The sequence below is a fragment of the Devosia sp. genome (assembly GCF_035944845.1).
In the GTDB taxonomy this organism is placed as follows: domain Bacteria; phylum Pseudomonadota; class Alphaproteobacteria; order Rhizobiales; family Devosiaceae; genus Devosia_A.
This window is the reverse complement of sequence record NZ_DASZAW010000088.1, coordinates 1-24,262: the sequence shown is the minus strand read 5'-3', so window position 1 is coordinate 24,262 and position 24,262 is coordinate 1. Positions and strand designations below refer to the sequence as shown.

At 65.6% G+C, this 24,262-nt stretch carries 22 protein-coding genes and 1 tRNA gene; 12 read left to right on the top strand and 11 right to left on the bottom strand.

The genetic code is table 11. The features are described from left to right. Positions 1–103: 103 nt before the first annotated feature. A complete protein-coding gene (locus VGV07_RS17795) occupies positions 104–859 on the bottom strand; it encodes an APH(3') family aminoglycoside O-phosphotransferase (RefSeq protein ID WP_326870068.1) in 756 nt (251 codons plus the stop codon). Further along, positions 847–1,476: a leucyl/phenylalanyl-tRNA--protein transferase gene (gene aat / locus VGV07_RS17790; protein WP_326870067.1), complete on the bottom strand. Its 630-nt coding sequence runs from the start codon at positions 1,474–1,476 to the stop codon at positions 847–849. The genes VGV07_RS17795 and aat overlap by 13 nt, the downstream gene beginning before the upstream one ends. A gap of 98 nt (positions 1,477–1,574) precedes the next feature. On the opposite strand from aat, the gene VGV07_RS17785 reads away from it, so the two are divergent. Beyond that, entirely contained in the window at positions 1,575–2,528 is a 954-nt protein-coding gene (locus VGV07_RS17785; RefSeq protein ID WP_326870066.1) for an alpha/beta hydrolase, read from the top strand. A gap of 556 nt (positions 2,529–3,084) precedes the next feature. Here VGV07_RS17785 and accC read toward each other — a convergent pair. From accC to VGV07_RS17765, 4 genes are all read right to left on the bottom strand, one after another. Continuing rightward, positions 3,085–4,431 (bottom strand): acetyl-CoA carboxylase biotin carboxylase subunit, encoded by a 1,347-nt coding sequence (accC, locus tag VGV07_RS17780; RefSeq protein WP_326870065.1) that lies wholly within the window; start codon positions 4,429–4,431, stop codon positions 3,085–3,087. Positions 4,432–4,438: 7 nt separating this feature from the next. Beyond that, complete coding sequence (gene accB, locus VGV07_RS17775) at positions 4,439–4,933, bottom strand: acetyl-CoA carboxylase biotin carboxyl carrier protein (RefSeq protein WP_326870064.1); 495 nt, start codon at positions 4,931–4,933, stop codon at positions 4,439–4,441. Between the two features lie 10 nt (positions 4,934–4,943). Further along, positions 4,944–5,378, bottom strand: coding sequence for a type II 3-dehydroquinate dehydratase (gene aroQ, locus VGV07_RS17770; protein WP_326870063.1), 435 nt, complete (start codon positions 5,376–5,378; stop codon positions 4,944–4,946). 259 nt (positions 5,379–5,637) lie between these two features. After that, complete coding sequence (locus tag VGV07_RS17765; RefSeq protein WP_326870062.1) at positions 5,638–6,558, bottom strand: DsbA family protein; 921 nt, start codon at positions 6,556–6,558, stop codon at positions 5,638–5,640. A 137-nt stretch (positions 6,559–6,695) separates the two neighbouring features. Between VGV07_RS17765 and VGV07_RS17760 the strand changes: the two genes are divergently transcribed. Both VGV07_RS17760 and VGV07_RS17755 read left to right on the top strand, forming a co-directional pair. Continuing rightward, a complete protein-coding gene (locus VGV07_RS17760; protein WP_326870061.1) occupies positions 6,696–7,850 on the top strand; it encodes a pyridoxal phosphate-dependent aminotransferase in 1,155 nt (384 codons plus the stop codon). Then, positions 7,847–8,365, top strand: coding sequence for a GNAT family N-acetyltransferase (locus VGV07_RS17755; RefSeq protein WP_326870060.1), 519 nt, complete (start codon positions 7,847–7,849; stop codon positions 8,363–8,365). The genes VGV07_RS17760 and VGV07_RS17755 overlap by 4 nt, the downstream gene beginning before the upstream one ends. 172 nt (positions 8,366–8,537) lie before the next feature. On the opposite strand, the gene VGV07_RS17750 is transcribed toward VGV07_RS17755, so the two are convergent. Beyond that, complete coding sequence (locus tag VGV07_RS17750; protein WP_326870059.1) at positions 8,538–8,912, bottom strand: VOC family protein; 375 nt, start codon at positions 8,910–8,912, stop codon at positions 8,538–8,540. A gap of 72 nt (positions 8,913–8,984) precedes the next feature. Continuing rightward, a complete protein-coding gene (locus VGV07_RS17745; protein ID WP_326870058.1) occupies positions 8,985–9,674 on the bottom strand; it encodes a YafY family protein in 690 nt (229 codons plus the stop codon). 97 nt (positions 9,675–9,771) lie between these two features. On the opposite strand from VGV07_RS17745, the gene VGV07_RS17740 reads away from it, so the two are divergent. The 3 genes from VGV07_RS17740 to VGV07_RS17730 all read left to right on the top strand — a co-directional run bounded on the left by VGV07_RS17740 (position 9,772) and on the right by VGV07_RS17730 (position 11,584). After that, positions 9,772–10,365, top strand: a complete 594-nt coding sequence (locus tag VGV07_RS17740; RefSeq protein WP_326870057.1) for a TetR/AcrR family transcriptional regulator — start codon at positions 9,772–9,774, stop codon at positions 10,363–10,365. Continuing rightward, the gene (locus VGV07_RS17735; RefSeq protein ID WP_326870056.1) at positions 10,362–11,081 is read left to right on the top strand and encodes a DUF4386 family protein; all 720 of its coding nucleotides are present in this window, start codon (positions 10,362–10,364) and stop codon (positions 11,079–11,081) included. Before VGV07_RS17740 ends, VGV07_RS17735 begins: the two co-directional genes overlap by 4 nt. Positions 11,082–11,203: 122 nt before the next feature. Then, the gene (locus VGV07_RS17730) at positions 11,204–11,584 is read left to right on the top strand and encodes a cyclic nucleotide-binding domain-containing protein (RefSeq protein ID WP_326870055.1); all 381 of its coding nucleotides are present in this window, start codon (positions 11,204–11,206) and stop codon (positions 11,582–11,584) included. Between the two features lie 71 nt (positions 11,585–11,655). Here the strand turns inward: VGV07_RS17730 and VGV07_RS17725 are convergent, their stop codons facing one another. Next, entirely contained in the window at positions 11,656–14,385 is a 2,730-nt protein-coding gene (locus tag VGV07_RS17725) for a ribonuclease E/G (RefSeq protein ID WP_326870054.1), read from the bottom strand. 673 nt (positions 14,386–15,058) lie between these two features. On the opposite strand from VGV07_RS17725, the gene VGV07_RS17720 reads away from it, so the two are divergent. The 4 genes from VGV07_RS17720 to VGV07_RS17705 all read left to right on the top strand — a co-directional run bounded on the left by VGV07_RS17720 (position 15,059) and on the right by VGV07_RS17705 (position 20,938). Next, positions 15,059–16,273, top strand: coding sequence for an N-acetylmuramoyl-L-alanine amidase (locus tag VGV07_RS17720; RefSeq protein WP_326870053.1), 1,215 nt, complete (start codon positions 15,059–15,061; stop codon positions 16,271–16,273). 154 nt (positions 16,274–16,427) lie between these two features. Further along, the gene (locus VGV07_RS17715) at positions 16,428–18,854 is read left to right on the top strand and encodes a penicillin-binding protein 1A (protein WP_326870052.1); all 2,427 of its coding nucleotides are present in this window, start codon (positions 16,428–16,430) and stop codon (positions 18,852–18,854) included. Between the two features lie 347 nt (positions 18,855–19,201). After that, positions 19,202–19,693, top strand: coding sequence for a peptide deformylase (locus VGV07_RS17710; protein ID WP_326870050.1), 492 nt, complete (start codon positions 19,202–19,204; stop codon positions 19,691–19,693). A gap of 108 nt (positions 19,694–19,801) precedes the next feature. Next, a complete protein-coding gene (locus VGV07_RS17705) occupies positions 19,802–20,938 on the top strand; it encodes a glycosyltransferase (RefSeq protein WP_326870049.1) in 1,137 nt (378 codons plus the stop codon). A 28-nt stretch (positions 20,939–20,966) separates the two neighbouring features. Here VGV07_RS17705 and VGV07_RS17700 read toward each other — a convergent pair. Then, positions 20,967–21,042 (bottom strand) — tRNA-Thr (locus VGV07_RS17700). Between the two features lie 229 nt (positions 21,043–21,271). Between VGV07_RS17700 and VGV07_RS17695 the strand changes: the two genes are divergently transcribed. Then, positions 21,272–21,862, top strand: a complete 591-nt coding sequence (locus tag VGV07_RS17695; protein WP_326870048.1) for a DUF1345 domain-containing protein — start codon at positions 21,272–21,274, stop codon at positions 21,860–21,862. Between the two features lie 82 nt (positions 21,863–21,944). Next, positions 21,945–23,246 carry a hypothetical protein gene (locus VGV07_RS17690; protein WP_326870047.1) on the top strand — a complete coding sequence of 434 codons (1,302 nt, stop codon included), beginning with the start codon at positions 21,945–21,947 and terminating at the stop codon, positions 23,244–23,246. 32 nt (positions 23,247–23,278) lie between these two features. Here the strand turns inward: VGV07_RS17690 and rlmB are convergent, their stop codons facing one another. Then, a complete protein-coding gene (gene rlmB / locus VGV07_RS17685) occupies positions 23,279–24,034 on the bottom strand; it encodes a 23S rRNA (guanosine(2251)-2'-O)-methyltransferase RlmB (protein ID WP_326870046.1) in 756 nt (251 codons plus the stop codon). Positions 24,035–24,262: the final 228 nt, after the last annotated feature.

The window sequence follows — 24,262 nt, the reverse complement described above, 5'->3', positions numbered from 1 at the left end:
GCTAGTGGAGAAATGGGTCCCAGCGTTCGCTGGGATGACACCGGAGTCAGAGGGACATGCAACGCCCTCCACCGGCCCCGTGTCGACAAGTGCCGCTACCTGCTCAGAAAAACTCATCCAGCAGTGTGTACCACTCTAGCTTCGCCCGATCCGGCTCCGTAACGCCATAGGCCGCGAGGAAGGCCGGGATCGCCGCCGCTCCGTAGTTCCAATCGAGGCTGCGGCAGGCCAGCGCCAGGTCCTGGTAGCGGTCGGCAACGCCCAGCCGGCCGCAATCGATGAAGCCGGTAAAGTGCCCATCCTCGGCCATGAAGTTGGGAAAGCACGCGTCGCCATGGGTGACCACCAGGTCCTCGGCTTTTGGCACGCCGGCCATGAGCCGCGCATAGTCCGCCGGGCCTTGCTCAGGGTCGTCGCCATCATAGAGCCCGGCATGGTAGCGCGCCGACGCAGCAGCGACGCGGATGCCGGCGCGATGATCGAATGGGCATTTCGCGGGATCGATGCCGTGCAGGTGGCGCAGCGCCTCGGCGACCACCCGGATGGCGGTCTCGGCCGTTACCTCGGACGTCACCCCAGGCGTGGACGCCAGGTCGTGCCCCCGGACTGCGCTCATCAGCAGCCAGTGCCGGCCATCATGCTCGGCAACGTCGATCACCTGAGGGCAGGGGAGCCCGGTGCCGTGCAGCCAGCGCAGCCGGTCGATCTCGCCCGGCAACTCGGCCAGCGCTGAGATCGGTTCGGACTTGATGAAATGCCCCTCGCCGGCCCGGTACACCCACGCCCCGGATACGCCGATGGTCTGCGGCACGAGCTTGACGCCACTGGCCCAACCGGGCGGCAGCTCTAGTGGTCGCATGCGAAGAAGTCGCCCCGGTGCTGCAGCGCCTCGGCGAGGCGAGCCTCATAGTCCTCGCGCGGGATTTCGATGCCGCCGAACGTGCGCAGGTGATCGGTGACGAACTGTGTGTCGAGCAGGTGGTAGCCGCCAGCCACCAGCCGCTCCAGCAGGTGCGCCATGGCGATCTTCGAGCAGTCGGTCTTCCGGTGGAACATCGATTCCCCGAAGAACGCCGCGCCCAGCGACACCCCGTAAAGCCCGCCAACCAGCGCCGCCCCCTCCCACACCTCGACGGTGTGGACGATGCCGCGTGCGAACAGCGCGCCGTAGAGGCGACGGATCTCGGGGTTGATCCAGGTCGACTCGCGATCGACGCCCGCCGTGGCGCAACCTTCGATGACACCGCTGAAATCGGTGTCGACCTTCACCACATAGGGGTGAGTGCGAAGCGTCTTCCGGAGGCTTTTGGAGATATGAAACCGGTCGAGCGGGATCACGCCGCGCTTTTGCGGGCTGACCCAGAACAGGTCCGGCGAACCCGCATCCTCCGCCATCGGGAAAATGCCCGCCTGGTAGGCCCGGATAATCAGTTCGGGCGTCAGGTCGATGGCGAACGGATCGGGCTTCTTGCTCATGCCCCGAATATGGGCCCGCCGCTGCTGCGAAACAACGCCAAAGCGGCTTGCAACCGCCGCAACCGGACGCGATGCTGCCGGCCGGTTGAGGGCGTCAGATGAACAAGTGGGTGCGGCGCATCATCGTCGGGATCGTCATCGTCGTGGTGTTGTTCATCGCTGCGGGCGGTGTGGGCACCTCCATGCTGATGAACCATCTGCTGACCCCAGGCGGCGTCGACTGGAGCGGCGCCAACAACCCCAACCCGCCGACCGACCCCTATGAGCTCGGCTATCGCGGTGACCCACAGGCGGCGCTCGGGCTGCCGTTCGAGACCGTGCGCTACGAGACCGAACTGGGCGAGGCGGAGGCCTGGTTGGTGCCGGCCGCGAACCTCGCCGGCCCATGGGCAGTCTATGTCCACGGCATCGGCGGGATTCGCGAGAACGGCTACCGGCAGCTGTCGATCCTCCACGAGGCCGGCATCCCGACGCTGCTGATCACCTACCGTAACGACAAGGGCGCGCCCGTGCCGGACAATGCCATCTACGGCTTCGGCGTCGACGAGTGGCGCGACCTCGATGCGGCGGTGAGCTGGGTGCTCGGCCGCGGTGCGCCGAACGTCATCCTGGTCGCGGAGTCGATGGGCGGCGCCATTGCCGGGCAGTTCCTGATGCACTCGAGCCAGGCCGGTAAAGTCGTGGCCCTGGCGCTCGATGCGCCGGCCCTGGATTTCACCGAGGTGGTGGCCGACAAGCTCGGCGCGCGGATGATCCCGCTGGCCCGCACGCTGGCCAGGGCCGGCATCTTCGTCTTCGATACCTATCGCGGGGTGCACCTCAACAAGGCGGTGAGTCTCGATGCGGTGGCGAAGTTCCCGGGGCCGCTGTTCCTGGCCCACGGCACCGGCGACAGCCTGGTGCCGGTCGCCATCAGCGAGCGGCTGGTAGCGGCGCGCACGGCGCCGACGAGCTATCTGCAGACCGGCGCCAACCACCTGCTGTCGTTCAAGGAAAATCCCGAACGCTATCGCGCCGAGATGGGCGGGTTTTTGAGCAGTCTCGGACGCTAGAGCGTTTCGTTGAAACGCTCCGGGCTCAGCGGAGCACCAGCCGCACCAGCAGCGGCAGGCTGATCGCGGCGAGCACGACCGGAAGCATCATGATGATGGCGTCGAGGTAGTCGATCATGTGCGGCATGGCACGATCTCCTTAGGGTAGGGGATACGTGCCACCTGGCGGCTGAACCGGCGCTGGAGCGTCCGTTCAGAATTCGTTAACGAGTCGGGTTGGGAAGCCGCGGGCGGCTCGGCGATCGCCTTCTCCCCTTGCGGGAGAAGGTGGCCGAAGGCCGGATGAGGGGTACCTCTCCGCGTACCGGATCGCCCCTCGCTGCCCTCGGAGCGCGCTACACTTCGTTCTGCGGACCCCTCATCCGCCCTTCGGGCACCTTCTCCCGCAAGGGGAGAAGGCAAACTGGTGCTCGTTGCAGCCGCGTGTGCTAGCGACGCAGACCACCGGGTCATTCCCGCGAAAGCGGGAACCTCTGTTTTGGTTCGCACCGTGGCTTCCAAAACGAAAATCCCCGCTTGCGCGGGGATGACATCGAGTGGTGGGATCGCCTGACTGTCAGGCCTTGTTGTCCTTGAGGAACTTTTCCAGCCAGTGGATGTCGTAGTTGCCGGCGATGATATCCGGCTCCTTGATCAGCCGCTGGAACAGCGGCAGCGTCGTCTTGATCCCGTCAACCACGAACTCGTCCACCGCGCGGCGCAGCCGCTGCAGGCACTCTTCGCGGGTGCGCCCGTAGACGATCAGCTTGCCGATCAGGCTGTCGTAGTAGGGCGGGATCGAGTAGCCGGCATAAACCGCGGAATCGACGCGCACCCCGACGCCGCCGGCCGGGTGGTAAAAGCTGATCTTGCCCGGCGACGGGGTAAAGGTCTGCGGGTCCTCGGCATTGATGCGCACTTCGATCGCATGGCCGGTGAAGGTGATCTTGTTCTGCTCGAGGCTCAGCTTCTCGCCCGAAGCGACGCGGATCTGCTCGTAGACCAGGTCGACGCCGGTGATGCGCTCGGTCACCGGGTGCTCAACCTGCAGGCGGGTGTTCATCTCGATGAAATAGAATTCGTCGTTCTCGTACAGGAACTCGATGGTGCCGGCGCCCGAGTATTTGAGCTTCCGCATCGCGGCGGCACAGATCTCGCCGATCCTGGCGCGCTGGTCGGCGGGCACGGTTGGGGCCGAGGCTTCTTCCCAGACCTTCTGGTGGCGGCGCTGCAGCGAGCAGTCACGCGTACCGAGGTGCACGGCATTGCCCTGGCCGTCGCCCATCACCTGCACTTCGATGTGGCGCGGCTTGCCGAGATACTTCTCCATGTAGACGGAGTCGTTGCCGAAGGCGGCCTTGGCCTCTGCGCGTGCCGTCGACCAGGCGGTGAGCAGGTCGAGCTCGGTATGCGCGACCTTCATGCCGCGTCCACCGCCGCCGGCGGTCGCCTTGATCAGCACCGGGTAGCCGATCTCGGCGGCGGTCTTCTTGGCGTCGGCTTCGGTGGCGACTTCGCCCTTCGAGCCGGGGACCACCGGGATGCCCAGCTCGACGGCCGTCTGCTTGGCCGTGATCTTGTCGCCCATGATCGAGATGTGATGCTCGGAGGGCCCGATGAAGGTGATCTTGTGCTCGGTGAGGATGCGGGCAAAGCGCGCATTCTCCGACAGGAACCCATAGCCCGGATGCACGGCGTCGGCGCCGGTGATCTCGCACGCCGCCATGATCGAGGGGATGTTCAGGTAGCTGTCCTTGGCCGGCGGCGGCCCGATGCAGACGCTTTCGTCGGCAAGCCGCACATGCATGGCGTTGGAGTCGGCGGTCGAGTGGACGGCGACCGTCTGGATGCCCAGCTCCTTGCAGGCCCTGAGGATGCGGAGCGCGATCTCGCCGCGGTTGGCGATGAGGACCTTCTGGAACATCTGCCGCTTACTCGATCACGACGAGCGGCTGGCCGTATTCGACCGGCGAGGCGTCCTCGACGAGGATGCGAGTGACAGTGCCCGAGCGGTGCGCCGGGATCTGGTTCATCGTCTTCATCGCTTCGATGATCAGCACCGTCTGGCCTTCCGACACCTTGGTGCCGACGCTGGCGAAAGCGGGCTTTCCCGGCTCGGGCGCAAGGTAGGCCGTGCCGACCATCGGCGAGGTCAGGGTACCCGGGTTCGAGCTCAGGTCGTCATTGGCCGGCGCGATGCCGGCGGCCGAACCGGCCGGCGCCACTGGGGCAGGGGCCGCAGCGGGAGCCGGCGCATAGGCCGGCACCGCAACCTGCTGCACCGCCTGGCTGGCATAAGAACGAGTGACGCGAACGCGCAGGTCTTCGCGCTCGATTTCGATTTCGGCAAGGTTCTGCTCGTTGAGCAGCTTGGCGATGGCCTCGATCAGTTCCTGATCGGCATTCGGGGACGACGCCTTGGTCATATTCTGCCTCTTAGAGTTTTTCGGCCAGTGCGTGGAGGGCCAGCCTATATCCGGTAGCGCCCAGACCGCAAATCACCCCCATCGCCACCGGCGAAACATAGGAGTGATGGCGGAACGCCTCACGGGTGTAGATGTTGGAGAGGTGAACTTCGATCACCGGTAAACCCACGGCGCGGAACGCATCGTGGATGGCGATCGAGGTGTGCGAATAGGCGCCCGGGTTGATGACGATGGCGTCGAAACTGCCCATCGCCTGCTGGATCCAGGTGACCAGTTCGCCTTCGATGTTGGATTGCCTGCAGGTGACCTCGAGGCCGAGCGTCTTGCCTTCGGCAATCGCCATCTTCTCGATGTCGGCAAGCGTCTGCGTGCCGTAGGTCTGGGGTTCGCGGGTCCCGAGCATATTGAGGTTCGGGCCGTTGAGGACGAGGACGCGGTGAGCCATGGTTAGTGCCTTTTGCACTGGCCCCCCAGCGGGCGCAAGCGTGGCGCGGAGTAATGCACGAAAAAGGGCGGATTTGCGGCGGCTGGGTGGGCTGAGAGCAGGATCCGCCGGTGGCTGCGGTCCCCCACCCCTGTCCCCCTCCCCGCAAGGGGGAGGGTGACGCTCCCACCGGCGTCAGTGTTTTGGTCTCCCTCTCCCTCGCGGGGAGGGACGGGGCTGGGGGGCGGCTCGCACCAGCCGAGAGGTTGATCGGCTACGCTCAGCCCGGCTGCTCCGCACACACCGTCGCCCCACAGGCCCGCATATTGGCGATGCGCTGCTTCAGCGCGTCGAGCCCGATGGCGCCGGGGATGATCTCGTCGCCGATGATGAAGGTCGGCGTGCCGGTGATCTTCAGCCCGTCGGCGATGCGATAGCTCTCCTCGATTACCTTGTCGATCCGCGGCGTCTTCATCCCCATCTCGAGGCTGATCGGGTTGAGCCCAAGATCGGCCGCCGCCTTCAGCGCCGTCGCCTTATCGACCTGGCCGCGGCTGGTGAACAGCGCCTGATGGAAGGCCCAGTAGTCGACATCGGCGTCGGCCACCTGCGCCGCGATCCGCGCCGCATCCACCGAGCCCTGCGACAGGATCGGGAACTCCTTGAGCACCACTTTCAGGTTTTTGTCGCTGTCGAGCAGCGCCGCGAGGTCGGGCAGGGCCTGCCGGCAATACCCGCAATTGTAGTCGAACATCTCGACCAGCGTGACATCGCCGTTGGGGTTGCCGAGCACGATGCCGTTCTCGGAGTCGTAGATCGCCGGCTTCAGCTCGACCATGGCGGTGCGCGTCGCAGCGGTGCGCTCGGCGGTCAGTTCGGCATCGAGCGCTGCGGAGACTTTCTGCAGGATGCGCGGATTGCCCAGCAGGTAGGTTTCGATCATCGGATCGAGCGTCGACTGCTCGAGCGCCGCGACCGGCTGCGGCACATCCTGTTTGGGCTGTTTGGCGATCAGGTCGGCGACGATGGTCTCCACCGCCGAGGCGGTAAGACCAGGCTCGGGCTTGGCCTTCGCCACCACATCCTCGGCGATCGCCCGGGCGCCGGCTTCGTCGAGCCTCGGCCCCGACAGCAGCGTAGCGCCAAGCCCGCCCGCCAGCACACCGACGGCAAGCACGAGGATGGTGGTGAGGCGAGACATGCGAACTCCGGAACGACCTTGCTGCGAACCCCTGTCTAGCAGACCGAGCCGATTATGCCATGGCGCGCCGCCTGGACCGAACGCCGCGCCTTCAATTGTTGTTGAGGCGGCGCGGCAATTCCCGTAGCCAAGGCGCCATGCAGAACGCCGAAAAACTCACCGGCCTGAGGCCGTTCTACGTGATGGAAGTCACCGCGCGGTCGAAGCTCGTCGAGGCGAGCGGTCGCACCGTGATGCACATGGAGTCGGGCGAGCCTGGCGCGCCGCCGGCGCCAAGGGTGCGCGACGCCGTTGCGGCGGCGCTGCAACTGCCGCAGCATTACACCCACTCCGCCGGGCAGATCGAACTGCGTCGTGCGCTGGTCGACTATTATCGCGAGCAGCACCGCGCGGCAGTAGACCCCGATAGCATCGTGGTGACCATGGGCTCGTCCTCGGGCTTCATTCTTGCTTTCCTCGGCGCCTTCGGTCCCGGCGCGAGGATCGCGGTGACCCGCCCCGGCTACCCGGCCTACCTCAACACCCTCGATGCCCTCGGCATGCAGGCCGTCGAAATCCCGGTTACGGCGGCCGCCGGCTGGCGGCTGAGCGCTGCCGATGTCGAGGCGGCTTATGCCCGGGAAAAGTTCGATGGGCTGCTGTTCGCCTCGCCGGCTAACCCGACCGGGGCGGCAGTGACGCGCGAGGCGCTCAAGGAAATCGTCGAAGTCTGCGCCCGGCTCGGCGTGCAGTTCATCTCGGACGAAATCTACCACGGGCTCGATTACCGGGGCCCGTCGGTCTCGGCACTCGAGTTCACCGACGACGCCATCGTCATCAACAGCTTCTCGAAATACTACTGCATGACCGGTTGGCGCATCGGCTGGATGGTGCTGCCCGAGCGCTACAACCGCCGCACCAACATCCTGCAGCAGAACCTGTTCATTGCCGCGCCGACCCTCAGCCAGGTCGCCGGCCGGGTGGCGCTGGGCGAACGGGCATATGCCGAGGAACAGAAGGCCCAGTATGCGGTGAACCGGCACGCCTTGGCCGAGGGGCTGGCGCAGTTCGGCCTGGCCGCGGCAAGCGAAGGCGACGGGGCGTTCTACGCCTACGTCGATTTCTCCCGCTTCACCAACGACTCGCTGAGCTTCTGCATGCAGATGCTGGATGAGGTGGCGGTGGCGGCGACGCCCGGCATCGACTTCGACCGGTTGAACGGCAATCGCTTCGTGCGCTTCTCCTATGCCGGTACGCGCGCGACGATCGACGAGGGCCTGAACCGCATCGGTGATTTCCTCAGGAGGCGATGATGCCGGCCATCCCAACTCTCAGGACCGGGCGGTTGGTGCTCCGGCCAATGATCGAGGCCGATTTCCCAGCCTATCGCAACCTGATGGCCTCACCCCGTTCGACCTACATGGGCGGGCCGCTCGACGAACCGAGGGCCTGGGGGCTGTTCTGCCACGATATCGCGTGCTGGACGCTCTATGGCCATGGCGGCCTGATGATCGACGTCGCCGCCACAGCCGAGTGCGTTGGCCAGGTCGGCATCAGCCACGGGCCGTTGTTCCCCGAAAAGGAACTGGGCTGGTTGCTGTATGACGGGTTCGAAGGGCAGGGCTACGTCACCGAGGCGGCGACCGCGCTGCGCGACTGGGCGTTCGCGGAGCTGGGGTTGCCGAGCCTCGTCAGCTATTTCCATCCTGAGAACGCCCGCTCCATGGCCGTGGCCCAGCGCCTCGGGGCGGTGCGGGACGATACCGCCCCGCGCCAGGACCCCGAGGATGTGGTTTATCGGCATTTTCCGCCCGGGCCGCGCGGCTAGATCGTTCGCCTATTGGAGCCACCGCCCGCCCCACCCACTCGGTGTCATCCCTGCGAAAGCAGGGGACCCAACTCTGGGCTGGTGCGGGCGGTGAAATGGGTCCCTGCTTTCGCAGGGATTTCATCCGGTGGGGAGGTTAGCTGTGGGCTATCAACCCATCCGCTAAACCACCCTACCTCGGGCTATCGCCCGGCACGAACGGCCGAAGCCGGTGGCCGTCAAAATCCTCGAGCACGCAGGTGAAGCCGAAATCCATTTCTGTCGGCTCTTGCAGCACCTTGAGACCGAGCTTGCTCCACTCGTCGCAGGTCGTGCGGACCGCGTCCTTGCTGTCCTCGGTGAACGAAATCTCGACGCCGCCGGCAGCGTTCGGCTTGGGGTGCATTTCGTCCGCCAGCCACAGCCCGATCTTGAGGCCACTTGGCAGCACGTAGAGCACAAAACTCGAGGCTTTCTCTACCGGCTCGCGGCCGAGCAACTTGCTGTAGAGCTCGGCGCTCCTGAGCGGATCGCGGACGGCGAGGAGCAGGTAGTTGAGGGTGCGCATGGGACATCTCCGTTGTTGATGGAGATGGGATAACCACGCCGACTGACAGTTTCCGGCAGTGGTCGGCTGCCGTCAGCGCACCGGAATGCCCTCGCGCTCGCGCCACTTCTTCAGCATGGCGGCCCGGCGGCGCGGATAGCGCTGGGGCAGGGGTTCCATCCGGTCGATGCGGTCGAGCCGGAAATGCCGGTAGTCGGTCCTCAGTTCGCACCAGCCGATCACCACCCGCACCCGATCGAAGAAGCCGATAGCGAATGGCCAGATGGTCCGTTCGGTGGCCGTGCCCCCGGCATTGCGATAGGCGATCACCAGCTTGTTCTGCTCGCGGATGGCAAGGCGGATGGCCGAGAGGTCGACCTGCGCCGGGATGACCTCGCCGCCGCCGACCAGCAGGTTCGAGCCATCGACGCTGGCGCGCAGCTCATCGGGTAGTACGGCGGTGATCTTGCTCAGCGCATTCGCTGCTGCATCGCCGAGCCGCGGATCCTCGGCCCGCCGCGCCACCCAGCGGGAGCCCAGCACCAGCGCCTCGATCTCGTCGGCCGAAAACATCAGCGGTGGTAGCGTGAAGCCGGGGCGGAGCACATAGCCGAGCCCGGGCTCACCCTGGATATCGGCGCCCTGTGCCTGCAGCGTTGCGATGTCGCGATAGAGCGTGCGGATGGAAATGCCGAGCTCGTCGGCAAGGGCAGGGCCGGTCACCGGCGCCCGATGGCGGCGCAGCAGCTGGATTAGGTCGAGCAGGCGTTCGGTGCGGGACATAGGAGCAGCCTATCGGATTCCGATCCCAGAAGAGAACGCTTGACTGTCTAGAGTAAAAGCTCTAAAGCCGACGTTAGAGCAAATACTCTAGTGACCCATGACCGACACGAAAACCCGTATTCTCGACGCAGCGCTGGCCCTTTTCAACGAGCAGGGCACGGCGCCCGTCACCACCAACCACATTGCCGAGGCGCTCTCGATAAGCCCCGGCAACCTCTACTATCACTACCGGAACAAGGCCGAGATCGTCCGCGGCCTGTTCACCCGGATCACTGCCGCCTGGGCCGAAAACTACGCCATCCCGGCGAGCGCCGTGCCCGACCTCGCCATGGTTGAGCGAATGGTGGCCGGAAACTTTGCCATCCAGGCGCGCTACCGCTTCTTCTTTCGCGACCTTACCCTGCTGCTCAACGCCGACCCCGAACTGGCCACCGCCTATCGGCAGAACCGGGAAGCCGGTATCGCCAACACCCGCGCCCTCATCGATCTGTTCGAGGCGGTCGGCGTGCTGGTCCCGCTCGTCGATGACGAAGCGCGCGACGACCTCGCCCAGTTGCTCTGGCTGGTCGGCGACTTCTGGCTGGTGTTCCGCGACACCGGCGGCACCCCGTTTGCCGCATCCGACACAGAACAGGGCGTCCGGCTGTTCCGGCGCCTTATCGCCCCACACCTGAAAGGAGCTTCAAGATGACCACCCAAGTTCTTTCCAACCACCTGCGTACGACCGGCCTCCTGCTGATCGCCGTCCCCCTCATTTTCACCGCCGGCTTTACCGGCCTGCAACTGACCTTCGAGTACCCGGACGTCCTCCGCCATCCCGCCGGCGAGGTGCTGACCCGCTTTGCCGCCGCTGGTGTCGATCTCCATCTCTACTGGTACGCGATGATGGCCGCGGCGCTGGCGATGATCCCGGCAGCGATCGGGCTCGGTCTCTTTCTTTGGGACCGGGACCGCCATTTGGCCGCGCTGTCGATCGGGGCAGGGGTGCTCGCCGGGCTCGTGCAGGCGCTCGGCCTCCTGCGCTGGGTGATCCTCGTGCCGGGGCTCGCCGCCGGCTACGTCGCGCCAGATGCGACCCAAGCTCAGCAACAGATGGCAGTCGCCCTGTTCGATGCTGCCAATCGCTACCTCGGGATGGGTGTTGGCGAGCATTTCGGCTATCTGTTCACCGCCGCCTGGACGCTGTTGGTCGCCGTCCTGATCATCCGCCGGCATCGCTTCATCGCGGCGGCCGGCGTGGCGATTGCGCTTGGCGTCATTGCCGGGATGGCCGAGCCGTTCGGTATGCCCCTGGCCGGGGCGATCAATTCCATCAGCTATACGCTGTGGGCGCTTTGGACCCTGATCCTCGGCATTGTGATGGTGCGCGGTGAGCGGCAGATGCTTGCAGTACCGCAGGCGGCCTGACGTTCAAACAGTCCTTTGCCTTGCGCGCAGGACTTTAGATTGAATTAGCACAGTTTCCGTCCGGGCTTTGACTTGCCCAGGCGGCAACGGCAGGCTCCCCCGCCAAATGAGCGGAGGCGGTCGTGAAGCCCACCAGTATCGACTTCCAGGTCCTTAGCCGCCTCGGTGGCGAGCGCCGCCATTACAATGCCGGCGAGGTGATCTTCCGCAGCGGTGAGCATGGCGATGAGCTTTTCGTTGTCCGCGCCGGTGCGGTTGCCATCGAGGTCAACGGATCGATCGTCGAACGGCTTGGCGAGTCGGAGATCTTCGGCGAAATGGCGCTGGTCGAGGCAAAGCCGCGCAGTGCCACGGTCATCGCCGAAACCGATTGCGTGGTTGTGCCGATCAGCGAGAAACAGTTCCTCGCCATGGTCGAGTACGCGCCGACTTTCGCTCTGGCAGTGATCCGCGTGCTTGCCCATCGGCTGCGCCAGTCCAACGCCCACCGTCGCGCTGCCTGACGGGAACAAGCTGAAACAGAAAGGGCGGGAGATGATCCCGCCCTTCTTTCATTTGACCTTGGGCCTGGTGCTTAGCCGCCAAGACCAAGGCGGCGCTGCCACCAGCCGGCCTTTTTCGGCTTGGCCTCTTCCGCCGGCTTTTCCTCGTCAGCGGCAGCCGGGGCAGCCGAACTTACGACGATCTCGCCTTCCGGGATCACCTTCTTGGCGCGACGCCGCGGCGTCGCTTCCGCCTCGGGCTCCGGCTGCGGCGCAGCCTCGGCAACGGCTTCCGCCGGCGCGACAGCGGCGGCTTCGGCCGGAGCGGCCTTGGGCTTGCGGGCACGCGGCTTCTTGGCCTTCGGAGCGTCCTCAGGCTCAGCCTCGGCAGCAGGTGCAGCCTCTGCCGCGGCTTCGGCCGCCACCGGAGCAGCCTTCCTGCTCCTGCGAGCCGGCTTCGCTGCCGGGGCGGGCTCTTCGGCAACAACAGCTGCAGGCGCCTCTGCGACCACGGCAACTGCTTCTTCCGCAACAGGCTCGGCCTTCTTGCGGCGACCACGCTTCGGCTTTTCTGCCGGCGCTTCCTCGGCTGCCACAGGCGCGGCAGCTTCAGCGACAACCGCCACGGCCGGTGCATCGGCCGCCGCGACGGCGTCTTCCGCCGCCGGCTCGGCAGTCACGCCATCGCGCTGCTCGCCACCCTCGCCATCGCGGCGGTTGCGGCGGCCGCCACGGCGACCCCGGCGACGGCGGCGGCGGGGCTCGCCGTCTTCGCCAACGGCGCCTTCGTTGGCCTGGCGCGGTGCCTCATCGCCTTCACCGTCATCGGACTCGTCGTCCGACGCGGCCTCGGCGGGCTGGCGCTGCTGCTGCTGGCCGCCCTGCGGACGGTCTTCGCGCTCGCCACCACCGCGACGGCGGCGACGACGGCGCCGACCGGAGCGCTCGCCACCTTCCTCGGAGCGGGCCTGGCGCTCACCGCCAGCGGCGGCTTCCTCTTCCTCGTCGTCCTCATCCTCGATCAGCGCATCAGCCGCTTCGGCCTCGGCGTCGATGATCGTGGTGGTGTCGACGCGCACATGTGTGCCGACCGGCTCGCTGCGATCGAGCACGCGGGCTTCGCCACGTTCGATGGCGAAGTGCGAGGGACCGACATGGTCGTCGGCGACGATGGTGATCGACAGGCCATACTTGGCCTCGAGATTGTTGAGCGTGCCGCGCTTGGTGTTCAGGATGTAGAGCGCCACATCGGTCGGCACCCGCACGTTGATCGACTGGCCGGGCTTGCGCAGCACGTGGTCTTCCACGTTGCGCATCACCATCAGCGCAAGGCTTTCCACCGAGCGCACGAGGCCGGTCCCCTGGCAGGTCGGGCACTTATGCGTCGAGCTCTCGACCACGCCGAAGCGGATGCGCTGGCGGCTCATCTCGAGCAGGCCGAAATGGCTGATCCGGCCGACCTGGATACGGGCCCGGTCGTTCTTCAGGCATTCCTTGAGCTTGCGCTCCACTGCCCGGTTCGAGCGGTTCTCCACCATATCGATGAAGTCGATGACGATCAGGCCGGCGAGATCGCGCAACCTCAGCTGGCGGGAGACTTCCTCCGCCGCCTCGAGGTTGGTCTGCAGCGCCGTGTCCTCGATATTGTGCTCCTTGGTGGCGCGGCCGGAGTTCACGTCGATCGAGACCAGCGCCTCGGTCGGGTTGATCACCAGGTAGCCGCCCGACGGCAGGGTCACCTGCGGCGAGAACATCTGGTCGAGCTGGCCTTCGACGTTGAACTTCGAAAACAGCGGCGCATCATCCTTGTAGAGCTGCACGTTCTTGGCGTGGCTCGGCATGATCATGCGCATGAAGTCTTTGGCTTCGCGGTAGGCGTCGTCGCCCGCCACGAACAGCTCGTCGATATCCTTGTTGTAAAGGTCGCGGATGGTCCGCTTGATCAGCGAGCCTTCCTCGTAGACGAGGCAGGGCGCCTGCGACTTCAGGGTCAGCGAACGGACGTTCTCCCACAGCCGCTGCAGGTATTCGAAGTCGCGCTTCACCTCGGCCTTGGTCCGGCTGGCGCCGGCGGTCCTCAGGATGATCCCCTGGCCCTGCGGCACTTCAAGATCCCCGACGATGTCCTTGAGCCGCTTGCGGTCTGCGGCATTGGTGATCTTGCGCGAAATGCCGCCGCCGCGGGCGGTGTTGGGCATCAGCACCGAGTAGCGACCGGCGAGCGACAGGTAGGTGGTGAGAGCTGCGCCCTTGTTGCCGCGCTCTTCCTTGACCACCTGCACCAGCATCACCTGCCGGCGCTTGATCACTTCCTGGATCTTGTACTGGTGGCGGCGCTGCGACGGGCGGCGACGCTCCTGCACGTCCTCGAGCGCGTCCGAACCCCCGACGCTTTCGACCGGCTCATTGCTCGTCGGCGCCTGCTCGATGTGGCTGTGTTCTTCTTCGCCCTCGGCGTCGTCATGCTCCGACGTCACTTCGGCCGGCGCGCTGGCCTGGGCCGCGGCGTGCTCGTGTTCGTGGTCGTCGTCATCATGCGCCTCGTCGCGCAGCAGCGCTTCGCGGTCGGCGATGGGGATCTGATAATAGTCGGGGTGGATTTCCGAGAAGGCGAGGAAGCCGTGGCGGTTGCCGCCATACTCGATGAAGGCCGCCTGGAGCGAAGGCTCCACGCGCGTCACCTTGGCGAGGTAGATGTTGCCCCTCAGCTGCCGCCGCTGGGCGGATTCGAAATCGAACTCTTCGAGCCGGTTTCCGTTAGTGACGACGATCCGTGTTTCTTCCGGGTGGATGGCATCCACCAACATGCGCTTTGTAGCCATAGACGAAGTCTCCGCGCCGTCGCGCGCCGACACCGATCGACCGGCGAACCGGTCCTCCTGGCGTAGCGCAATGCGAGGCGAATGGTTTCAGGAGGATGGCGCGCGAGGCGCCGGCAAAAGCAACGGCGCGCGCGCCGCCGCGAGACTGGAGAGCGAAGGCAGCCGGGAGTTCAACGACAAAAGCGCAACCGCTGTTCGGGATCGCGTCACTCTTTGTCTGCCCGATGGCCATCAGACCTCTTCCTTGAGAACAGGCCAGCCAATTCTGCCGCCTGTCCTTCGACCCCGAGGGGCCGAGATTCTATCGCGAGGCGCCAAATGTGCCGCACTTCAGACCGGGCTCACCTCTGGTGATTTCCGATCCGCCGCTGCCGACCAAGAGGGCCAGGGGCGCCGATTGCGCCGCTCCGGCATATGGTGGCGGCAGCAGGCCGCCTCAAGATCGCTTTAGGGTTGTTGCCGCAAATTGGCAACAGGAAACTCAAAACCCACGGGTACGGGCGGCTTCCAGATCGATCACATTATTGCATTGTCGACGCGCGATGCGTAACGCCGCAGAATTGCCCGAGTGATCTGGCGTCTTGCGCCACCTTTAGGGAGCAATGCTGTTTTGTTGAACTCTGCCGGCTCCGGCGGCAATACCCGCGGATTTGCTGGGTTTGCGGCGATTGTCATGGTCCTCCTGGCCAGTCTGTTCGCCGCATGCCCCGCCTTTGCCCAGCTCGAATCGATCGAGGATTATCCCGACGTGATCGATGCGCGTGTCACCGCGACGCCGCAGCGGGCGCGGCTGATCATCGATCTTTCGGGGCCGACCGAATTCGCCATCGTTTCGCTCGACAAGCCCAACCGCATCGCCATTGACGTCAAGGCGTTCGAACTGAAAATCCTCGCGCCCGCCGACGTGGCGGGCAAGGGTATCGTCACTGCCTACACCGTCGAAATGGCTGAGAAGGGCAGGGCCCGTACCCTGTTGACGCTGGCCCAGCCGGCGCAGGTGCAGCAGGCCTACATCCTCGATGCCGTCGCCGACCAGCCGGCGCGCCTCGTCGTCGACATTATCACCGCGACGCCCCAGGAGTTCGCCACCAAGGTGGCGTCCGATCTGGCGGCCTCGCTTGCCAACCAGGGCGCAGCCCCGGCGACGGCTTCTACTGACCCGGGCACCCACACGCCGATTACGGCCACGCGTCCGCTGGTGGTCCTCGACCCCGGTCACGGCGGCGTCGACAATGGCGCCAGCGCTCCCAACGGCACGCACGAAAAGGACATCACGCTCGCCTTTGCGTTGCAGCTGCAGAAGGTGCTGATCGATTCCGGCCGCTTCGATGTGGCGCTGACCCGCGAGGACGACACTTACCTGTCGCTCAACGAGCGCGTCGACCTGGCCCGCCAGAACAAGGCCGACATCTTCATTTCGCTGCATGCCGACAGCTTTCAGGACGAGCAGATCCGCGGCGCCAGCGTCTATACCCGCGATGAGAACGCCACCGACGTGCTGGACAAGGTGCTGGCCGACGGCGAGAACCGGTACGACATCGTCGCCGGTTTCTCGGTGCCGCAGGCGACGCCGGCGGTCATGGATATCCTGGTCGATCTGATGCGGCGCGAGATGCGCAAATCCAGCTTCCTCGCCGCCGAAGCCATTGTCCACCAGCTCGAGCCGAGCGTGGCGCTGCGCCGCTTCCCGGTGCGACAGGCCGATTTCTTCGTGCTGCAGGCGCCCGATGTCCCCTCCGTGCTGGTCGAGCTCGGTTTCCTCTCCAATGCGTCCGATATCGCCAACCTCCAGCAGTCCGACTGGCGCGACCGAGTGGTGAATGCGCTGGCTCGCGGTATTGCCGATTACTTCGACAGCACGCAAAAGGCCGCCGCAGCGACGCAGTGACGTCTTCGGCCCGCCCCACGTCGCAGGTGATTCGTCGGCAAGTTCTTGAAAGGGTGCCCTTGTCCACATTTCCGCCCTTGTCTGGTATGATTCCGCAATATTCCGCGCCTCATCCGATCGGACCGGTGGCGCCTGCTCCAAGGTTCACGATCTGATGCTCAGACTTCTCGGCTGGCTCTTCGGTTTCGGCGTGTTCTGCGCCCTGGGTGCTGTTGCGATTGGCGCCGTCTATCTCAACCAGCTCAATTCGACGCTGCCGGACTACACCGTGCTGAAGGACTATCAGCCGCCGGTGACCACCCGCGTCCATGCTGCTGACGGCACGCTGCTCGCCGAATATGCGCGCGAGCGACGGCTGTTTCAGCCGATCGAAACCATTCCGCCACTGATCATCAACGCCTTCATCTCGGCCGAGGACAAGGACTTCTATACCCATTCGGGCATCGCTGTGGACGGCGTGGTCCGCGCCCTGCGCGACAACGTCATGGCCCGCATCGATGGCAATGACTCGATTCAGGGCGGCGGCTCGACCATCACCCAGCAGGTGGCCAAGAACTTCCTCCTCACCTCCGAGCAGACCTGGGACCGCAAGATCCAGGAAGCCATCCTGGCGTTGCGCATCGAGTCGACTTTCTCGAAGAACAAGATCCTCGAGCTCTACGTCAACGAGATCTTCCTCGGGCTCAACTCCTATGGCGTCGCCGCTGCGGCGCTGAACTACTTCGACAAGGCGCTCTATGAGTTGACGCTCAGCGAGGCGGCTTATCTTGCGGCGCTGCCCAAGGGACCGAACAACTATCATCCGTTCCGCCGCCCCAAGCAGGCCATCGAACGCCGCAACTGGGTGATCGACCGCATGGTCGAGAACGGTTACGTGACGGCGGAGGAAGCCAAGAAAGCCAAGGACGAGCCGCTCAACGTCAAGCCGCGCACCTCCGGCAGCCAGCTGTTCTCGGCTGAGTATTTCACCGAGGAAGTGCGCCGCCAGCTCGGCAAGCTCTATGGCGAGGCCGAGCTATATGGCGGCGGCCTCAGCGTCCGCACCACGCTCGACCCGCATCTGCAGGATTATGCACGCCGCGCCCTGATGGATGGGTTGATCAATTACGATCACGGTGAGGGCTTCCGCGGGCCGATCGCCAGTGTCGATATCACCGGTGATTGGGGCGTCGCCGTCAACGCGGTCAAGCCGCTCAGCGACGTGCCGGAATGGACCCTCGCCGTGGTGCTGGAGATGGGCGAAAACGAGGGTCGCATCGGCCTTCGTCCTGCCACCGATGTCGAGGGCAAGGTTTCGGCCGATCGCGTCACCGGCACGCTTGCCGGCCCCGATATCAAATGGGTGAGCAAGAAGCTCGGCTCGATCCTCAAGCCCGGCGACGTGATCTACGTGTCGAAGCTCGCCGATCGCGAAGGCGCCTATACGCTCGAGCAGGTGCCCGAGCTCGAAGGCGCGCTCGTCGCCATGGATCCGCGCACCGGTCGCGTCCTCGCCATGGTCGGCGGCTTCTCCTACGCCGAGTCCGAGTTCAACCGCGCTACCCAGGCGATGCGGCAGCCCGGCTCGTCCTTCAAGCCGATCGTCTACTCGGCGGCGCTCGACAACGGCTATACCCCGGCCTCGGTGGTGCTCGACGCCCCGATCGAGATCGTCAACGGTGATGGTTCGGTCTGGCGGCCGGAGAACTATGCGCAGCAATTCTACGGGCCACAGACGCTGCGCCGCGGCATCGAGCGTTCGCGTAACGTCATGACCGTGCGCCTCGCCAAGGATCTCGGCATGCCGCTGATTTCCGACTACGCCAAGATGTTCGGCATCTACGACGAGCTGAACCCGGTGCTGGCCATGGCGCTGGGCGCTGGCGAAACCACCGATATGCGGATGACGGCGGCTTACGCGACCATCGCCAATGGCGGGCGCCGGATCGTTCCGACGCTGATCGACCGTATTCAGGATCGCTACGGCAAGACCATCTACAAGCATGACGAGCGCGTCTGCGACGGCTGCGCCGCGCAGAGCTGGAACCAGCAGGGCGAACCTCTGATCATCGACAACCGCGAGCAGGTGCTCGATCCGATGACCGCCTACCAGATCACCTCGATGATGGAGGGCGTGGTGCAGCGCGGCACCGGCACCGGTGCCAAGAGCCTCGGCCGCCCGGTCGCCGGCAAGACCGGCACCTCCAACGACTACAAGGACGCCTGGTTCATCGGCTTTACCCCCGAGCTGGCTGTCGGCGTCTATGTCGGCTTCGATACGCCGCGCAACATGGGCCGTCAGTCGACCGGCGGCGAAATGGCCGTGCCGATCTTCACCGAGTTCGTTTCCAAGGCCCTGAAGGGCAAGCCGCCGACCCCGTTCAACATGCCCGGCGGCATGGCCCAGGTCTGGATCGATCCCGGTACCGGCGTGAAGGCCAATGGCGGCGACCAGGCCATCTACGAGGCATTCAAGCCGGGCACCGGCCCGAACCTCGTCACCTCGGTGATCGGCGTCGACTCCAACGCCTTCGAGGCCATTCAGGCCGGCCAGGATCCGGCCGCGACCGATATGACGCTGGGCCGCGGCGGGCTGTTCTAGCTTACGACTGCGCTGCACCAGCCGAGCTGTCTGGTTCGGGCTTTGCCTGCCCGCCGGCTGTACACCAGCGAATGCTCATGGCCGCTGGGTTGTCGACTTCCGCTGCTGGGATGCACGCCATCGATCCACCCGAACGGCGCCCCAAACTCGGTGTCATCCCAGCGAAAGCTGGGACCCAACTCGCAGCTGGCACGGGAGGCGAAATGGGTCCCTGCTTCCGCAGGGATGACAGCCGGTGGGTGGGCGCGATTGTAACTTTGCGCCCATGAGCTGTCGCTGGGATGACATTCGTTGGTGGGGTGATTGCAGTGGTGATTCCGTTCATCCGTGAAGGAGACTCTAGCCCGATGATCGTCGACTATCCCGATTTGCGGCTCACCCGTAAGGCCGAGCCGCGACCGGTCGACGATGGCCTACGGGCCATTGGCAACCGCCTGCTCGAGGCGACCCGCGCCGCCAATGCCTATGGCCTCGCGGCGGTGCATATTGGCGCGCTGGCGCCGGTCGTCGTGATCAGCGCCGACGAGGATCCGGCAAGGCGCGACTACCTCGTGCTCTACAATCCCGAGATCGTCTCGACCGACGGGCCCAACATCCCCGGCCCCGAAGGCTCGGTATCAATGCCCGGCGTCGAGGTGGAAATCACCCGGCCCTACGCCGCCACGATCGCCTGGGACGACGAAACCGGCACCCGCCAGCAGCGCCGCTTCGAAGGCCTCCCGGCCCGTATCGCCCAGCACGAGATCGACCAGGTGAATGGTGTGTTCTTCCTCGAGCAGTTGTCTCGGCTGAAGCGCGAGATGGTGCTGAAGAAGTGGAAGAAGCGCAGCGAGCGGTGAGCCCGGTTCGCGCGCTAACCGCTTCAATTGACAGTTCGAATCGCCATATCTCCGCCCAGCGGGTCTTGGGGGTGAGCGATGTATTGCGGGGACGAGGCGAGCGCTGCGGTGCTCCCCGAGGGCATGACGGTGTGCATCGCCACCGGCAATCTGTCGCAGCGCAGCGAGACCTTTGTCCGCGCCCATCTCGATCGGCTGTTCGCCGGCCGGTCGGTTGTCGTCGCGCGCCAGGTGACGGACGAGGGGCAGGCTGGCGGCAGGCCGGTAATGCTTCATCCCCACCGCACGCTGCTGCGTCGCTTCGCTGCTGCCGTAGGCGCCGGCAATCCCCTGCACCGGCGCTTCCGTCGCTTCGCTGCCCGCCATCGGGTCGGCTTCATCCTGGCCGAGTTCGGCTGGGTCGGCACCGACTTGCATCAGGTAGCATGGGAGCTCGGCATCCCGATGTTTTGCTACTTTCGCGGCTCCGACGCTTCCCGCGATCTAAGTGACGAGCGCTATCGTGCGCGGCTCGCCCGAATGTTCGGGACGATCGACGGCATCGTCACCGTCGCTGCATCGTTGCGCGACAACCTCGGGGCCCACGGGCTCACGCACCCGCGCTCCTTGGTCATCCCCAGCGGCGTCGATGTTCAGCGCTTCGTTGCCGCGCCCAAGGATCCTGACCTGGTTTTGAGCGTCGGACGGCTCGTGCCCAGGAAGTCTCCGCTGACAACAATCGAGGCCTTTGCCGTCGCGGCCCGCCGACAGCCTCACCTGCGCCTCGAGATCATCGGCGAAGGCGAACTGGAAGGCGCCTGCAGGCAACGTATCGCCGAACTCGGTCTGGGCCAGCGAGTGCATCTACTCGGTGGGCGAGACCACGATTTCATCGCTGGCAGGATGTCCGCCGCCGCGATCTATATGCAGCACTCGGTGACCGCCACCGACGGCGATTCCGAGGGCGTGCCGACGGCCATTCAGGAAGCCATGGCGGCGGGAACTGCGGTAGTGTCCACCCTGCACGCAGGCATTCCCGAGATCATCGAGCATGAGCAAACCGGGTTGCTCGTTAAGGAACATGACACCGACGCCTATGCGGCTGGCCTGCTGCAGCTTGCGACCAACGCCACCTTGCGGGAGCGCCTCGCTTCGGCGGCGCATCGCTTCGCCGTAGCCGAACTGGATGTCGTGAAGCTCCATGCCCGCCTCGAACGGGCGATCCTTGAATCGATAGCACAGCGGCGCCCTGCGTTCAGAACCTGAAGGGCAGGCGACAGCATCGATGTCGGGGTGGTGCCGGCAGCAGGATTTGAACCCGCGACCCACTGATTACAAATCAGTTGCTCTACCAACTGAGCTATACCGGCGCGACGGGGTCGATAACACCGGGCGGCGGATGGCGCAAGGCGCGGCTGCCAGATGCCCACGAGGCGGCGACGGCTTGTCTTAGATGTGGCATCCTCGATGTGCAAATATCCGCCTGGTTGGTGATTCACCGGTTCAGAGGACGCAGTGGGAGGCAGACGAAGCGCATCGGTTCCTGCCCGCATCCTGCCTCGACACGCCGCCTTCTATTGGGGTGTTGGCGTTGGGGCGGTGGCCTTCGTCGCGTGCCTGCTGGTCTCGCCGAAATTGGCCGTGGGCGTTGCCGCCAACGCGATGTTCATTGTTTACCTGCTGCTCGTCCGCATCGAGTTCCCCTGCCTCACGGCTGAATTCCTGCAGCAACGGCCCGACGATGCCGATTCACCGGTCGTGGCGATCTTTCTCGTCACCTTGCTCGTCGCGGCAGTGGCGGTGATCTTCTTGTTTCTCGCGCTCAATGACGGGCAGGGCAGGGCCGACCCGGTGGAGATCGCGGTCAGTGTGGTCTCGGTGCTGCTTGGCTGGTTCACCGTGCACACCATGGCGGCGTTGCACTACGCACGCGAGTACTACCGCGATGCGCCTGGCAAGGACGGCAAGGTGCTCGCCGGCCTCGCGTTTCCCGGTCATGAGCCGCCCGACGGAGCGGCCTTCCTCTATTTTTCCTATGTGCTGGGGATGACGGCGCAGGTGGCGGACGTGGCGGTGACGTCCCGCGCCATGCGACGACTGGTGACGCTGCACGGCGTCGTCTCGTTCTTTTTCAACACGGTCATCGTTGCGGCCACGGTCAATGTGGTGGTGACGATCGCCGGCGGATGATGGGGGCAGGGGCCACTGCGGCCCGGCCAGGACAGTTCACGCGGCCCGTCATCGGGCACAGCAGCTTCTGAGAGGAAACAACATGAAACGAACGCATCTACTGGCCCTGCCGGTCGCCCTGTCGCTGGGCCTGCTGCTCGCGGCCTGCGACAACAACTCGTCGCCACCGCCCGCCAAACCCGCCACCGAGACCCCTGCCGCGCCGGCAGCGACAGCCGATGCCGACAAGGCCGCGGCTGAGCAGAAGGCCGCCGAGGAGAAGGCTGCGGCCGATAAGGCTGCTGCAGATAAGGCCGCTGCGGATAAGGCTGCGGCCGACAAGGCTGCGGCGGAAAAGGCCGCGGCGGACAAGGCTGCAGCGGATAAGGCAGCGGCGGACAAGGCTGCGGCGGATAAGGCTGCTGCGGATAAGGCAGCGGCGGATAAGGCTGCTGCGGATAAGGCAGCGGCGGACAAGGGAGCCGCGGAGAAGGCTGCGGCCGATAAGGCTGCGGCGGATAAAGCCGCGGCGGATAAGGCAGCCGCGGATAAGGCTGCGGCGGATAAGGCTGCGGCGGATAAGGCTGCTGCGGACAAAGCTGCGGCAGACAAGGCCGCCGCCGAGAAGGCCGCCGCCGAGAAGGCCGCCGAAGAAAAGAAGGCCGCGGAAGCCGCTGCTGCTGCCAAAGCCGCCGAGGAGAAGAAGGCTGCCGAGGCGGCTGCGGCTGCGGCAGCGAAAGCCGAAGCCGACAAGCAGGCGACGCTCGCAGCCGCCAGTGCCAAGGGCAAGGCCGACGCGGAAGCCGCCGTGGCCGCTGCAGCCGCCGCGAGCCCCACCGCAGACGGCGCCGCGGCCCAGCGCGGTGCGGCTGATGCCGCAGCTGCCGTAGCCGCAGCCGAAACGGCTCCACCTGCGGCTCCCGCCGGCGCTGAGGCCAAAGGTGCCGCAGATGCTGCCGCTGCCGTTGCTGCGGCTGAAGCTGCTCCTGCGGCAGCCGCGACGCCGGCCGAGAGCAAGGGGGCGGCCGATGCCGCCGAGGCCGTTGCCGCCGCCGAGGCGCCGGTGATGACCACGCCGGCGATGGGTATTCTGCCCGCCGAGGGCCTGAAGCCCGATACGCGGATGGCTGCGAACGCTGACCGCAGCGCCATCGGCTATCTCGGCGTCTGGGCGCCGAACTTCGATGCCTGCGCTACCGTTGATCAGGCCGACAGCACCGGCATTGTGGTGATCACCAAGATCAGCGTCCGGCAGGGCAGCGAGATCACACTAGTCGATGCGGTGCCCGCCACCGATGGCAAGGCGAGCCTCAAGGCCGGCGACAAGACCATCGAGATCTCTCAGGCGGGGTCCGACGTGCTCAATGTAAACGGCACCGACCTGGTGCGCTGCACCACGCCATGATTTGCCCGGGGTCGCGGGTTACCCGCGGCCCCCTACTGGCCGGCTCGGCCGGCGGTCACCGCAAACAGCGCGATCGCCGCCGCGTTCGAGACGTTCAGCGATTTGATCGGGCCGGGCATGTCGAGCCGCACCATCTCGTCGCAGAGCTCGCGCGTCCGCTGCCGCAGCCCTTTGCCTTCAGCGCCGAGCACGATGGCCATCGGAGCATCGTCGGTACGCGGGCGAATCGGGGCCGGAGCCTCCGAATCGAAGCCGATCACCGTCAGCCCGCGCTGCTTGAGCGTCTCGATGGCGTCGCCGAGGTTGCGCACCTCGATCATCGGCACCATGTCCAGCGCGCCGGAGGCGGCCTTCGCCATCACCCCGGTCTCGCGCGGCGAATGCCGCGCCGTGGTCACCACCGCGTCGGCGCCGAAGGCGCAAGCGGTGCGCAAAATCGCGCCGACATTATGCGGGTCGGTCAACTGGTCGAGGATCACCACCAGCCGGGGATTGGGCACGTCGTTGAGCCCGAAGCGGCTGACCGCCTCGACCTCCAGCGCCACGCCCTGGTGAACGGCATCGGCGCCGAGCAGCCGGTCGAGCTCTTTGGGGGTGGTTTCGGTGAACCGCATCTCCACCGGACCCGTCTCCCTGAGGCGCATCAGCGCATTGGGAGTGACCAGCAGATTGCGCCGTTCGCGTGAGGGATTGTCGAGCGCCGCCCGCACCGTATGCAGCCCATAGAGGTAGACCGGCCCGGTATCGGGGTCGTACTTGGGCTTGGGCGGGAACTTGTTGCGGCTCATGGGGATGCCCTAGCGGTTTTGACGTCGGACAGCAAGGCGAGCCCCACAATGGGCAAAGGGCGGATTGGGTGTTGACAGGCGTTCACCGCCCCGACATAAACCGCCCCGACGACGCGCCCGGGGACGGGCGCCGTTCGTTTCTCCGGCTCTGAATGGAGGGGTGGGAGAGTGGTTAAATCCGGCAGACTGTAAATCTGCTCGCTTAGCGTACACTGGTTCGAATCCAGT